The 12251-nt window shown below is 72.7% G+C and carries 15 protein-coding genes; 10 read left to right on the top strand and 5 right to left on the bottom strand.

What is annotated here, in order from left to right; translation table 11 throughout:
• The first annotated feature begins 96 nt into the window (after positions 1 to 96).
• From FHU40_RS01040 to FHU40_RS01010, 7 genes are all read left to right on the top strand, one after another.
• Positions 97 to 537 (top strand): SRPBCC family protein, encoded by a 441-nt coding sequence (locus tag FHU40_RS01040; protein ID WP_183590445.1) that lies wholly within the window; start codon positions 97 to 99, stop codon positions 535 to 537.
• Positions 537 to 1730 carry a TRC40/GET3/ArsA family transport-energizing ATPase gene (locus tag FHU40_RS01035; RefSeq protein ID WP_183590444.1) on the top strand — a complete coding sequence of 398 codons (1194 nt, stop codon included), beginning with the start codon at positions 537 to 539 and terminating at the stop codon, positions 1728 to 1730. The genes FHU40_RS01040 and FHU40_RS01035 overlap by 1 nt, the downstream gene beginning before the upstream one ends.
• A 1-nt stretch (position 1731) precedes the next feature.
• Positions 1732 to 2121: a hypothetical protein gene (locus tag FHU40_RS01030; protein WP_183590443.1), complete on the top strand. Its 390-nt coding sequence runs from the start codon at positions 1732 to 1734 to the stop codon at positions 2119 to 2121.
• Positions 2122 to 2311: 190 nt separating this feature from the next.
• On the top strand, positions 2312 to 3253 hold the full coding sequence (locus tag FHU40_RS01025; RefSeq protein ID WP_183590442.1) for an ROK family glucokinase: 942 nt from the start codon (positions 2312 to 2314) through the stop codon (positions 3251 to 3253).
• Between the two features lie 52 nt (positions 3254 to 3305).
• Positions 3306 to 3572, top strand: coding sequence for a type II toxin-antitoxin system Phd/YefM family antitoxin (locus FHU40_RS01020; protein ID WP_183590441.1), 267 nt, complete (start codon positions 3306 to 3308; stop codon positions 3570 to 3572).
• Positions 3569 to 3850, top strand: a complete 282-nt coding sequence (locus FHU40_RS01015) for a type II toxin-antitoxin system RelE family toxin (protein WP_183590440.1) — start codon at positions 3569 to 3571, stop codon at positions 3848 to 3850. Before FHU40_RS01020 ends, FHU40_RS01015 begins: the two co-directional genes overlap by 4 nt.
• 32 nt (positions 3851 to 3882) lie before the next feature.
• Positions 3883 to 4851 carry an ROK family protein gene (locus FHU40_RS01010; RefSeq protein ID WP_183590439.1) on the top strand — a complete coding sequence of 323 codons (969 nt, stop codon included), beginning with the start codon at positions 3883 to 3885 and terminating at the stop codon, positions 4849 to 4851.
• Here FHU40_RS01010 and FHU40_RS01005 read toward each other — a convergent pair.
• Genes FHU40_RS01005 through FHU40_RS00995 form a run of 3 tightly spaced genes read right to left on the bottom strand, consistent with a single transcriptional unit; the run spans position 4784 to position 7352 of the window.
• The gene (locus FHU40_RS01005) at positions 4784 to 6028 is read right to left on the bottom strand and encodes an ornithine cyclodeaminase, nickel-pincer nucleotide-dependent (RefSeq protein ID WP_183590438.1); all 1245 of its coding nucleotides are present in this window, start codon (positions 6026 to 6028) and stop codon (positions 4784 to 4786) included. The two genes, FHU40_RS01010 and FHU40_RS01005, sit on opposite strands and share 68 nt — an antisense overlap.
• 37 nt (positions 6029 to 6065) lie before the next feature.
• Positions 6066 to 6557, bottom strand: coding sequence for a hypothetical protein (locus tag FHU40_RS01000; protein ID WP_183590437.1), 492 nt, complete (start codon positions 6555 to 6557; stop codon positions 6066 to 6068).
• Between the two features lie 21 nt (positions 6558 to 6578).
• The gene (locus tag FHU40_RS00995) at positions 6579 to 7352 is read right to left on the bottom strand and encodes an alpha/beta hydrolase (RefSeq protein WP_183590436.1); all 774 of its coding nucleotides are present in this window, start codon (positions 7350 to 7352) and stop codon (positions 6579 to 6581) included.
• 115 nt (positions 7353 to 7467) lie between these two features.
• Here FHU40_RS00995 and FHU40_RS00990 point away from each other — a divergent pair, with 115 nt between their 5' ends.
• The 3 genes from FHU40_RS00990 to FHU40_RS00980 are packed head-to-tail and all read left to right on the top strand — an operon-like array spanning position 7468 to position 9600.
• Positions 7468 to 8193, top strand: coding sequence for a 1-acyl-sn-glycerol-3-phosphate acyltransferase (locus FHU40_RS00990; protein WP_183592130.1), 726 nt, complete (start codon positions 7468 to 7470; stop codon positions 8191 to 8193).
• 7 nt (positions 8194 to 8200) lie between these two features.
• Positions 8201 to 8704 carry a flavin reductase gene (locus FHU40_RS00985; RefSeq protein ID WP_183590435.1) on the top strand — a complete coding sequence of 168 codons (504 nt, stop codon included), beginning with the start codon at positions 8201 to 8203 and terminating at the stop codon, positions 8702 to 8704.
• Positions 8701 to 9600 (top strand): hypothetical protein, encoded by a 900-nt coding sequence (locus tag FHU40_RS00980; RefSeq protein ID WP_183590434.1) that lies wholly within the window; start codon positions 8701 to 8703, stop codon positions 9598 to 9600. Before FHU40_RS00985 ends, FHU40_RS00980 begins: the two co-directional genes overlap by 4 nt.
• 280 nt (positions 9601 to 9880) lie before the next feature.
• On the opposite strand, the gene FHU40_RS00975 is transcribed toward FHU40_RS00980, so the two are convergent.
• Positions 9881 to 11362 carry an FGGY family carbohydrate kinase gene (locus tag FHU40_RS00975; protein WP_183590433.1) on the bottom strand — a complete coding sequence of 494 codons (1482 nt, stop codon included), beginning with the start codon at positions 11360 to 11362 and terminating at the stop codon, positions 9881 to 9883.
• On the bottom strand, positions 11359 to 12186 hold the full coding sequence (locus tag FHU40_RS00970; RefSeq protein WP_183590432.1) for a DUF1028 domain-containing protein: 828 nt from the start codon (positions 12184 to 12186) through the stop codon (positions 11359 to 11361). The genes FHU40_RS00975 and FHU40_RS00970 overlap by 4 nt, the downstream gene beginning before the upstream one ends.
• Positions 12187 to 12251: the final 65 nt, after the last annotated feature.

The raw sequence follows: 12251 nt of genomic DNA, 5'->3' as shown, positions 1-12251 counted from the left end.
AGGTTACCGCGTGTTCGAGGGTCCGGCCCATCCGGTACGCTCGCAGCCCCAGTGGAGACCTACCAGTCGAGACCAGCCCGTGAGCAAGGGGGCCCGATGGCCGAGCAGACCACCTCGTCGATCGTCATCGACGCCGCCCCCGCCGAGATCATGGAGGTCATCGGGGACTTCCCGGCCTACCCCGAGTGGGCCAAGGGCGTCACGACCGCCGAGGTGGTCGCGGAGGGTGCCGACGGCTGGGCGGAGCAGGTGTTCTTCGCGCTCGACGTCAGCCCGATCAAGGACGAGTACACCCTCGCCTACGAGTGGGACGGCTACGACGAGGTCACCTGGACGCTGGTCGAGGGCAAGATGCTGCGCGCGCTCGACGGCGCCTACGTGCTGCGCGACCTCGGCAACGGGTCCACCGAGGTGACCTACCGCCTGGCGCTCGACGTCTCGATCCCGCTGATCGGCATGCTCAAGCGCAAGGGCGAGAAGATCCTGATCGAGACCGCGCTCAAGGGCCTGAAGAAGCGCGTCGAGTCGACCTCGTAGTGCGCATCCTCCTGTTCACCGGCAAGGGAGGGGTCGGGAAGTCGACGATCGCGGCCGGTACGGCGGCGCTGGCGGCCGCCGCCGGACGGCGCACGCTCGTGCTCTCGACCGATGCGGCGCACTCGCTGGCCGACGCGTTCGGCTGCCCGCCCGGCACGATCGGCGCGGAGCCGACCGAGGTCGCGAGCAACCTCTACGTCCAGCAGGTCGACGCCCAGCTGCGCTTCGAGCAGTCCTGGGCCGATGTCCAGCGCTACCTGCTCTCGGTGCTCGACGCGACCGGCCTCGACCCCGTCACCGCGGAGGAGCTGACGGTCATCCCCGGCGCCGAGGAGGTGCTGGCGCTGCTCGAGCTGCGGCTCCAGGCCCGGTCGGGCGCCTGGGAGGTGATCGTCGTCGATTGCGCGCCGACGGCGGAGACGCTGCGGCTGCTCGCGCTCCCGGAGGCGCTCGGCTGGTACCTGCACCGGGTGCTCCCCGTCGAGCGGCGCGTGGTCAAGGCGCTGCGGCCGGTGCTGAGCCGCGCTGCGGGCGTGCCGATGCCGGGGGACACCGTCTTCGACGCGATCGAGCGACTGCACGCCGAGCTCGACGAGGTCCGGACCCTGCTGGCCGGTCCGGACGCCAGCGTGCGGATCGTGCTGACCCCCGAGAACGTCGTGCTCGCCGAGGCGCGCCGGTCGTACACGACCCTGTCGCTCTTCGGCTACCGGGTGGACGGCGTGGTCGCCAACCGGGTGTTCCCCGACGGCGGCGCCGACGACTGGCGGGCCGGCTGGGTGGTCGCGCAGCACGAGGTGCTCGAGCGGGTCACGGAGTCCTTCGCCGGGCTGCCGCTGTGGCGCTCGGCGTACCGACCCCGCGAGCCGGTCGGCGTGGCGGCGCTGACCGCGCTGGCGGGGGAGGTGTACGGCGCCGACGACCCGCTGGCGGCCGCGACGGGCAGCGGGCCGTTCCAGGTCACCCGCGGACGCGGCGGCACGGTGCTGCGGCTCGCGCTGCCGCTGGTCTCGCGTGCCGAGGTCCAGTTGGCGCGCACCGGCGACGATCTGGTCGTGACCGTGGGATCGTATCGTCGGGTGGTCACGCTCCCATCCGGGCTGGCGCGGCACCGCGTCGCCGGTGCCCGGGTGGAGGCGGGCGAGCTGCGGGTGCGGTTCGTCGAGGGCCCCGTGGACGAGGCAGGGAGATGACGTGAGCGGGGACGGGAACGAGCCGTGCGACGGGCCCGAGGGGCCCGAGGTGGGCAGCCTCGCCGAGGAGGCCGCGAAGCTCCTCGGTGCGCTGACCGGCTGGGCGAAGGACGCGACCCACGACGTGGAGGAGCATCTGGCCACCGGCGCGCCGGAGTGCTCGTACTGCCCGATCTGCCGCACCGTGCACGCGGTGCGGGAGCTGAGCCCCGAGGTGCGCACGCAGCTCGCGAGCGCGGCGACCTCGGCGCTCCACGCCCTCGCCGGGCTGGTGGCCGCGGCCGGCACCCACGATCGGGGCGCCGCGGAGAGCGGGGTCGAGCACATCGACCTCGACGACGAGGGCGACGAGTGGCCCGACGACACCGATCCCGAGGAGGACGACCGATGAGCAGGCTGCGTCGATCACCGCGTGTCTCGCCGAACGGCGGTGGATGCTCCACCTTCCTCAGCTGGCATCAGGTGGACTGCCCACCGCCCGCTGCACGGGCGGCCGAGGAGCGGTGGGCGCTCCACCTGCCCCGGCCGGCATCAGGTGGACTGCCCACCGCCGCCCGGATCCGGCCGCAGGCGGTGGCCCGATGAGCCTGGCCTGTGGGATCGACGTGGGCGGCACCAAGATCGCCGGCGGCGTGGTCGACGAGCACGGCGTGATCCTCGAGGCGCTGCGCGTGGAGTCGCCGGCGACCGACGCCGAGGCGATCGAGGAGGCGATCGCGGGCCTGGTCACCGACCTGCGGTCCCGCCACGACATCGCCACCGTCGGCGTCGGCGCGGCGGGCTACATCGACAAGGCCCGGGCGGTGGTGCTGTTCGCCCCCAACGTGGCCTGGCGCAACGAGGACCTCAAGGGTGAGCTCGAGAAGCGGGTCGACCTGCCCGTCGTGATCGAGAACGACGCCAACGCCGCGGCCTGGGGCGAGTTCGTCTACGGAGCCGGCCACGACGTCGACGACCTGCTGCTCGTGACAGTCGGCACCGGTGTCGGCGGCGGCCTGGTGCTCGACGGCGAGGTCTACCGCGGGGCGAACGGCGTCGGCGCCGAGATCGGCCACATGCGCGTCGTACCGAACGGGATCCTCTGCGGCTGCGGCAAGCACGGCTGCTTCGAGCAGTACGCCAGCGGCTCCGCCCTGGTGCGTGAGGCCCGCGCGCTGGCGATGAGCGGCGCGATGATCGCGCAGGGCATGCTCCAGCGCGCCGGCGGCGACCTGAACGCGATCACCGGCCCGCTGATCACCGAGGCCGCCCAGCACGGCGACCAGGGCGCGATCCAGCAGCTCTCCGAGCTCGGTCGGTGGCTGGGCGAGGGCATCGCGTCGCTCACCGAGATCCTCGACCCCGGGGTGGTCGTGATCGGCGGCGGCGTGAGCGAGGCCGACGAGCTGCTGCTCGGCCCCACCCGCGAGGCGTTTGGCGCCCAGTTGGTCGGCCGCGGCTTCCGCCCGATCCCCGAGATCCGCAAGGCCCGCCTCGGCAACCGCGCCGGCCTGATCGGCGCCGCCGACCTGTCCCGGCGCTGAGTCGCTCCGTGAAGGGTTGAGTATTCGGGTCCGGAGCGCCACAATTGTGGTCATGTCTGTCGAGCCGCTGCGCGAAGTTCGCAACCACTTCAGCGACGTCATTGATCGCGTCGAACGCGAGCACGAGCGGGTTACGGTCACGCGCAACGGCCGGGCCGCGGCCGTCATCATCAGTCCCGACGACCTTGCCGAGCTGGAGGAGACCCTCGCCGTGCTCAGCGATCCGCAGGCCATGGCCGACATCCGGGAGGCCGATGCCGCCTACCGCACCGGAGATGTCGTTCGCGGCGCGGACGCGGTGCGGGCCCTTCGTCGGTGAGCACGAGCCCGCCGTACGAACTGGTCCTGGCCCCTCCGGCCGTCCGGGCCCTGCAGTCGGGGCTGCCGGAGCCGGTGGCGACCGCGGTCATCGAGTTCCTCACCGGGCCGCTGCTCGAGAACCCGCAGCGGGTCGGGAAGGCGCTGCGTGGCGAGCTGGCCGGTATCCGCGCGGCTCGGCGCGGCACCTACCGCGTGCTCTATCGCATCGACGACGAGGCCGATGAGATCCTCGTGATGCGCATCGAACACCGGGCGGAGGTGTATCGGCCGAGGTAGCGGCGTCCGAGCGGCGTGGTCGAATAGCCCGCGTGGCTCTGTTCATCGGCGTCGACATCGGCGGCACCAAGGTCCTCGCGACGGCCGTGTCGCGCTCCGGGCGGGTGCTGCGCACGGCACTGCGCACGACGCCGGGGCGCCGGGTGGAGGCGAGTCTGGTCGAGGACGCGCTGACCGAGGCGGTCCAGGAGATCGCGGGCATCCGCCGGATCAGCGCGATCGGGATCGCCGCGGCCGGCTTCGTCGACGCGCAGGGGGAGCGGGTGCGGTTCGCGCCGCACCTGCCGTGGCGCGACGAGGGCGTGCGGGCGCGGCTGGCCGAGCGCTGGAGCGCGCCGGTGGTGCTCGACAACGACGCGAACTGTGCGGCCCGCGCCGAGGTCGTGTACGGCGCGGTGGGGGACGCCGAGAACGCGCTGGTCATCACGCTGGGCACCGGGATCGGCGGAGCGGTGGTGCTCGAGAGCACCGTGCACCGCGGCTACAACGGCATGGCGGGGGAGTTCGGCCACATGCAGGTCGTGCCCGACGGCCGCGGCTGCGAGTGCGGCGGCGCCGGCTGCTGGGAGCAGTACTGCAGCGGCAACGCGCTGGTCCGCTTCGTCCGCGAGCGCGGCGGTGGCGACCAGCTGACCGGTCCGATGATCACCGAGGCCGCCGAGGCCGGCGACCCGCTGGCGCTGGAGGCGTTCGCGTCCGTGGGCACCTGGCTCGGCGTCGGGGTGGCCAACCTGGTCGCGGCGTTCGACCCCGAGATCGTGGTGATCGGGGGCGGGCTCTCGGCCGCGGGCGACCTGCTGCTCGAGCCGGCGCGCAGCGCGCTGCGTACGTCGTTGGTCGGGGCCGACCACCGCACGGTCCCGCCGGTCGTCCGCGCCGCGCTCGGGCCGGAGGCCGGGGCGATCGGGGCGGCCGACCTGGCCCGGCAGCGGTTCAGGACCGCCGGTACTCGGGCACGAGCTCGACGGCAAGCTGCTCGAGGAACAGCCCGACGTCGGTGACGATGCCGCGGGCCTGCGAGGAGCCCCGGTCGGCGAGCTTGGTGACCGTCGCCGGGTTGATGTCGACGCAGACCAGCGGGATCGACGCCGGCAGGATGTTGCCGGTCGCGACGGAGTGCAGCATGGTCGCGGTCATCAGGCAGAAGCCGACGTCCTCGAGCTGGGCGCGCATCGCACGCTGACCCTCGATGACGTCGGTGTAGACGTCGGGCAGCGGACCGTCGTCGCGCACCGAGCCGACCAGCACGTACTCCTTGTCGTGCCGGACGAGAGCGTGCATGATCCCGCGGGTCAGCACCCCGGCCTCGACCGCCTCGCGGATCGAGCCCGCCTTGCGGATCGTGTTGATCGCGCGGATGTGGTGCTCGTGGCCGTGCTCGACGCCGCGGCCCATCGCGAGGTCGACGCCGAGGCTGGTGCCATAGAGCGCGGACTCGATGTCGTGGGTCGCGAGGGCGTTGCCGGCGAACAGCACGTCGACGTACCCCGCCTCGACCATCGCGACCATCGCCGGTGCGGCGCCGGTGTGGACGATGCCCGGGCCGCCGACCCACAGCACCTTCTTGCCGGCCGCCTTGGCCTCGCGCATGCCGTCGGCGACCTGGCGCACCAGCACGGCCTGGGGCTTCTCCGAGGACACCTCCGACTCCATGAACCCGAAGGCCTCCCCGCTCCGGTCGGGCGCCGGGATCGTCACCTTGATGCCGTCGGCGCCGGTGACGACGAGCATGCCGGCGCGTACGTCGGACATCGGCAGCGTGTAGACGCGGACCGGCTTGCCGTCGGCGTCGCGCTCGAGCACCAGGCCGCAGTCCATCTCCGGGTTCTCGACCTGCAGCCAGGTGCCGTCGATGCGCACCCGGGTCTCGAGGTTCGTGGTCGAGTAGAACTGGTCGGGGAAGACGCCGTCCCGGTCGGCCTCCGTGACCTGGGCGGTGCCCGGGTCGACCTGGTTCACGCCGCGGGTCTGCAGCCGCATCAGCAGTCGCTGGAGCGACTCCTCGTCCTCCGCGATCACGTTGACTACGGCGTGCGAGGTGTCGTCGGTCTCGCGGCCGACGTCGAAGCGGTCGATCGTGTAGTCGCCGCCGTACTCGCGAATGTCGTCGAGGACCCGCGACAGGATGCCGTGGTCCATCAGGTGGCCGGTGATCTCGACGGTCTCGTTGACGCTCACGATGGCACAGTAATGCCGGGGGGCTTCGAGACGACCACTAGACCTGCGCGCCGTCGTCCCAGGGGTCGCGGGGCTCGCGGGGCATCTTGAGCACCAGGTAGACGAAGCCGCCGACGAAGCCGCCGATCAGCAGGTAGCCCAGCCAGCTGGGCAGGTCGATGCCGAGGATCAGCGAGACCAGCAGGATGGTCGGCGAGCCGAAGACGCCGGCCCAGGCCAGCCCGCGGTCGGGGGCCACCGTCGGGAGCGGCGGCGGTGGTGGCGGCACGTAGCCGTCCTCGGCGTCGTCGAGGTCGGCGGGCTCGTGCCCGACGTAGGGGTCGTCGGCGTCCTCGAGGAACGCGCGCGGGTCGCCGAACCGACCGCCGAAGGGTGCGTCGGACACCGGTGGCTCGGCCGCGGGCGACTCGTCGATCTCGGCGCGCTCGCCGTAGTTGTCGACGATCGCCTGCCAGGCGCGCTCGTCGGCGCTCTGGTCGTGGTGATCGTGATCGCCGCGCTCGTCGCGCGGGTCGCGGGGGTCCGGCACATCCACGAGCGTATGCCCGTCCTACGAAATAGTGGCCACTCGGGCGACGAATGCGGCACTCTCGTCGAAGATCCGCTGGGCGTCGTGGTCGAGCGTGGCGACGTGGTAGCTGTCCGCGAGCCGGACCACGGTGACGTCGCGGGAGGACACCCGGCCGGTGATCAGGGGCTCGGAGGCCTCGTCGACGACGTGGTCCTCGGCCGAGCGGAAGTAGAGCAGCGGCGCGGTGACCTTCGGCAGGTCGGCGACGAGCTCCGGCCACTGCTGCATCATCGAGTGGACCGCCTTCAACGGCGTACGCGTGTAGCCGAACTCCTCGGCGCCCGGCTTCTTGATGTCGTCGGCGATACCGGGAAACGACTTCACCAGGTGCTTGAGCACCGGCAGCAGCTTGACGTCGAGTCGCTTGGTCGCCACGGCCGGGTTCACCACCATCACGCCGGCGACGTCGCCCGGCCGGTCCGCGGCGAGCCGCAGCACGAGCGCGCCGCCCATCGACAGGCCACCCACGACGACGGCGTCGTTCTCGGCGACCAGCCGGTCGAGGGTCCGGTCGAGCTCGGCGTACCAGTCGGCCCAGGTCAGCGTGTTGAGCTCCTGCCACGTGGTGCCGTGCCCGGGCAGGCGCGGCACCACGACGGCGTACCCACGCTCCGCCAGTGCCTCGCCCCACGGCTTCATCGAGGCCGGCTGGCCGGTGAATCCGTGGCTGAGGAGGACCCCGATCCGGCGGCCTCCGGTCAGCTCCGGCCGGGCGGGCTCCGACAGCGGCGCGGCCAGCGGATGGATCGTCATCTGCGCAGTGTGCACCACCGGACCCGTCTCGGGGAGTACAACGGGTGGGGAGACCAGCGGCGGGCCGGGTACTAGGCTTCCCGCGAAGGTGACTCGGGCTGGTGCGGAGGTGGCGGTGTTCTACTGGTTCCTGAAGTGGATCGCGCTCGGCCCATGGCTCCGGCTCGTGTTCCGGCCGCGGGTGTCGGGCGCCGAGAACGTCCCCCTCGAGGGTCCCGCGATCCTCGCCAGCAACCACCTCTCGTACGCCGACTGGCTGTTCATGCCGCTCACACTCCCGCGCCGGGTGACGTTCGTGGCCAAGGCGGAGTACTTCACGACCCCGGGTCTCAAGGGCTGGCTGCAGAAGACCTTCTTCAAGGGGTCCGGGCAGGTGCCGATCGACCGGTCCGGCGGCAGCGCCTCCGAGGGGGCGATCATCTCCGCGAAGCGGCTGCTCGCCGAGGGCGAGCTCTTCGGCATCTACCCCGAGGGCACCCGCTCCCACGACGGCCGGCTCTACCGCGGCAAGGTCGGGGTGGCCCGCCTCGCGCTGGAGTCGAAGGTCCCGGTGATCCCGGTCGCCGTCGTCGGCACCGACGTGGTGGCGCCTCCGGGCAAGACCTTCGGCCGGTTCACCCGGCCGGTCGTGCGCTTCGGCAAGCCGCTGGACTTCTCCCGCTACGACGGCATGGAGAACGACCGCTACATCCTGCGCTCCATCACCGACGAGATCATGTACGAGATCATGCGGCTCTCCGGTCAGGAGTACGTCGACATGTACGCCACCCGGGCCAAGGAGCTGTCGAAGGCCGAGAAGGACGGCGGCCACGGCGAGGGCCCGTCGCGGCTCGCGTCCTGACGGTCCTGTGACGATCCACGACACGCATCCCTTCGCGGACCCCGATCCCGACCCCGTACGCCGTCTCCGCGGTCGGCTCGGCGGCACGGTCTCGCTCGTCACCGCCGGGGGGCCGGCGGCGCGCGCCGGGCTGACCGTCTCGTCGCTGATGGTCGCCAACGGCTCTCCGGCGCGGATGCTGCTGCTGGTCGACCCCGACAGCGATCTGGCCGACGAGGCGACGCGCGCCGGCCGGGCCGTCGTGCAGCTGCTGTCGTGGCGGCACCGCGACCTGGCGGAGGCGTTCGCCGGCACCGCCCCCGCACCCGGCGGGCCGTGGCGGATGGCGACGTTCGCCGACACGTCCTGGGGGCCTCGCCTCGCCGACGCCGTGACCTGGGCGGGCGTGTCCGTGCAGTCGGCGGTCGAGGTCGGCTGGTCGACGCTGCTCACGTGCGTGATCGAGTCGCTGACCGTCGGCGACGACGTCGAGCCGCTGGTGAGCCGGCGGGGTCGGTGGGTGCGGCCGTGAGCGACTCGACGACCGACGAGCTGCTGCGGATCGCCGACGAGCTCTACGGGCTCCCGCTGGCGGACTTCACGCCGTCCCGCGACGCCCGGGCGAAGGCGCTGAAGGGCACCCCGGTGGCCGCCCGGGTCAAGGCGCTGCGGAAGCCGTCGACCGCGGCATGGGTCGCCAACCTGCTGGTACGCCGCGACGCGGAGCAGGTCGACCAGGTGTTGGCGGTCGGTGCCGCGCTGCGTGGGGCGCAGGCCGCGATGTCGGCCGACGAGCTGCGGGCGCTGACCCGGCAGCGTCGCCAGCTCACCGCCGCCGTGACGACCGGTGCCCGCCGGATCGCCCGCGAGGAGGGCACTCGGGTCACCCAGGCCGTCGCCGACCAGGTCGAGGCGACGCTCACCGCCGCGATGGTCGACGAGCGCTGCGGCCAGGCGCTGCGCAGCGGGATGCTCGTCGCCGCACTCACCACGACCGGGCTCGAGCCGGCCGAGGTGGAGGGTGCGGTGGCCGTGCCCGAGGCGCTGGGCTTCGTCGCTGCCGCGCGGGAGGCCGAGCCGCCGGGTCGGCCCGACCTGCACGTCGTACCCGACCCCGAGGCGGACGCGAAGGCCGTCGCCGCCGCCGAGACGGCACTCACCGAGGCGCAGGAGGCGTACGCCGCGGCCGAGGCCGCCCACGGTGACGCCACCGCCACGGTCGAGACCCTCGAGGCCCGCGGCCTCCAACTGCAGGCCGAGATCGCCGAGCTGCGCGGCCGCATCGACGACCTCGAGGCCTCCGCCGAGGAGACCGACGACGAGCTCGCCGAGGCCGAGGAGGCCCGCTCCGAGGCGACCGCCGACCTCGACGCCGCCGCCCGGGCCCGTGATGCCGCCCGCGCGGCGCTGGCGCGGCTGCAGCGATAGCCAGTGACGATCTGGCTGTTCCCGGACCTCGGGAACAGCCAGATCGTCACTGGGTATCGCCGTTCGGACGGGGAGCGGTCCGCCTGAGAGGGCAGCCCGGGGGTTGGTGTGCTGGCGCTCCGGGGGGATAGTCCGTCACGTTTTGGTTGTTGTTTTCGGCTCGGGTCAGCCGTTTCGTGGCGGACTATCCCGATGTCCGCTCCGGAGGGATAGTCCGTCACGTATTGGTTGTTGTTTTCGTCGTGGGGCAGCCGTTTCGTGGCGGACTATCCCGATGTCCTCAGTCCGCCCACCCCTTGGCCAGCTCGACGGCCCGAGACCAGCGGGCGTGGGCGGCATCGGCCGCGGTGCGGTCGGAGGTGGGGTCGAAGCGCCGGTCGAGGGTCCAGGTGTGGCGCAGGTCGTCGGTGGACGACCACAGGCCGACACCGAGACCGGCGAGGAACGCCGCGCCGAGGCCGGTGGTCTCCACGGCGGTCGGGCGCTCGACGGGTACGCCGACCTGGTCGGCCTGCAGCTGGCAGAGCAGGTCGTTGGCGGCCGCGCCGCCGTCGACCCGCAGCGAGGAGAGCCGGGGCATCACGTCGAGCACATCGCGCACCTCGAAGGTGATCGCCTCCAGGGTCGCGCGTACGACGTGGGCCCGGGTGGTGCCCCGGGTGATGCCGACGATCAGGCCGCGCGCCTGCGGGTCCCAGTGCGGGGCGCCCAGGCCGGTCAGCGCCGGCACGAACACCACCCCACCGCTGTCGGCCACCGTCGAGGCCACCGCCTCGCTCTCCGCCGCCGACCCGACGATCTGGATGCCGTCGCGCAGCCACTGCACGGCCGCGCCCGTCACGAAGATCGAGCCCTCCGAGCAGTAGGTGATCGCGCCGTCGGGGGAGCGCCACGCCGCCGAGGCCAGCAGGGCGTCGGAGCGCTGCACCGACGACCCGGTGTTGGTGAGGATGAACGACCCGGTGCCGTAGGTGCACTTCGAGTCGCCCTCGTCGAAGCAGGTCTGCCCGAAGAGCGCCGACTGCTGGTCGCCGGCCATCCCGGAGATCGGCAGCGACAGCCCGAGGAACGTCGCCGGATCGGTCGTGGCGATGTCGCCCCAGCTGGGCACCAGGTCGGGCAGCGCGTCACGGGGTACGCCGAACAGCGAACACAGCTCGTCGGACCAGTCGCCGGCCTCGAGGTCGAAGAGCAGCGTGCGACACGCGTTGGAGACGTCGGTGACGTGGTAGTTGCCGCGACTCATCCGTGCGATCAGGTAGGAGTCGACGGTGCCGATCGCGTACCGGCCCGACTCGACCAGCGCCCAGGTGTGCGGCTCGTGCTCGGCCAGCCACATCAGCTTGGTACCGGAGAAGTACGGGTCGAGCCGGAGCCCGGTCAGCTCGCGCACTCGCGCCTCGTGCCCGTCGTCCTGCAGACGCGTGCACAGCTCGGCGGTACGCCGGTCCTGCCACACGATCGCGCGACGCGGCGCGCCGAGCGTCTCGCGGTCCCAGAGCATGACCGTCTCGCGCTGGTTGGTGATGCCGACCGCCCGCAGCGCCGACGCGTCGTACTTCTTCAGCACCTCGCGGCAGGCCTCGAGCGTCGCCTGCCAGATCTCCTCCGGCGCGTGCTCGACCCAGCCCGGGCGCGGGAAGTGCTGGGAGAACTCCTGGTAGCCCCGCGCGGCGATCCGCCCGTCGTGCTCGACGACGAGCGCGGTGACGCCGGTGGTCCCGGCGTCGATCGCGAGGATCGCGCCGTCCGGCGAGCTCACCGGTCGGCCTCGGTGTCGCGGATGATCTCGAGGATGCGTACGTCGATCCAGGAGCCGTCGTCGGCGACCCGCATCTCGTAGTTCTCGGCGCCGACCCAGGCGGCGAAGTCGCGGTGCCCGAGCGCGGTCGCGAGCTGCTCGAGCTCCTCGGCGAGGTCCGGGGTGATCGGCACCTGCTCCTCCGCCGTGGAGGCGGTCAGATAGAGCTCGTTGAGCGCGAGCAGCCGCGCGAGCTCGACGACCGGCTCGGGATGGTCGTCGACGCGCAGGTCGACCGCGATGTCGTCGAGACCGCCGTACCCGGCCCCCTCCCGTACGACGAGCAGCGCCGCCGACTGCCGCCCGCGCGAGTCCCCACCCGCGGCGTCGCCGGCGGCGAGGGCCGCGAGCAGCCGGTCGGCCAGGGGCGCCTCGGGCGAGGAGTCGAGCCAGGCCGCCTCCATCGCCTCGACGACCTGGCCGCCCGCCAGGATGTTGCCCTGGATCGCGTAGCCGTCGCCGGTGACGCTGCCCGCCCACTCCAGGCAGGCCGTACCGGTGTGGCTGGCGGCGTTGCCGTCGAGGTCGACGATGCCGACCTGGCGCAGGTCGCGGCCGTCGTCCTCTTCGAGCAGCCGCTGGAGCGCGACCGAGGCGGTGGCGCCGTCGTCGAGGTGGGCGAGCGCCTGGCCCTTGTAGGCGACGTTGGCGTGCGCCTGGGTCGCGATGGCGCCGACGCCGGCGACGGCGGCAGGGACGGTCGCACCGACCGCGAGGAACTTCGAGGCCACCGCCACGCCCCACGACTCACCGTCGGCGGAGCGGGCCACGATCGAGAAGGTCATGGGCCGACAGTAGCGATTCGGGGCGCCGCCGGCTCGATGACGTCCGCCCCGACCTTGGCTAGGCT

The sequence above is a fragment of the Nocardioides soli genome (assembly GCF_014191495.1).
GTDB classification, from domain to species: domain Bacteria; phylum Actinomycetota; class Actinomycetes; order Propionibacteriales; family Nocardioidaceae; genus Nocardioides; species Nocardioides soli.
Note: the sequence above shows the minus strand (reverse complement) of the source record. Positions and strands in the feature narration are given on the sequence as shown.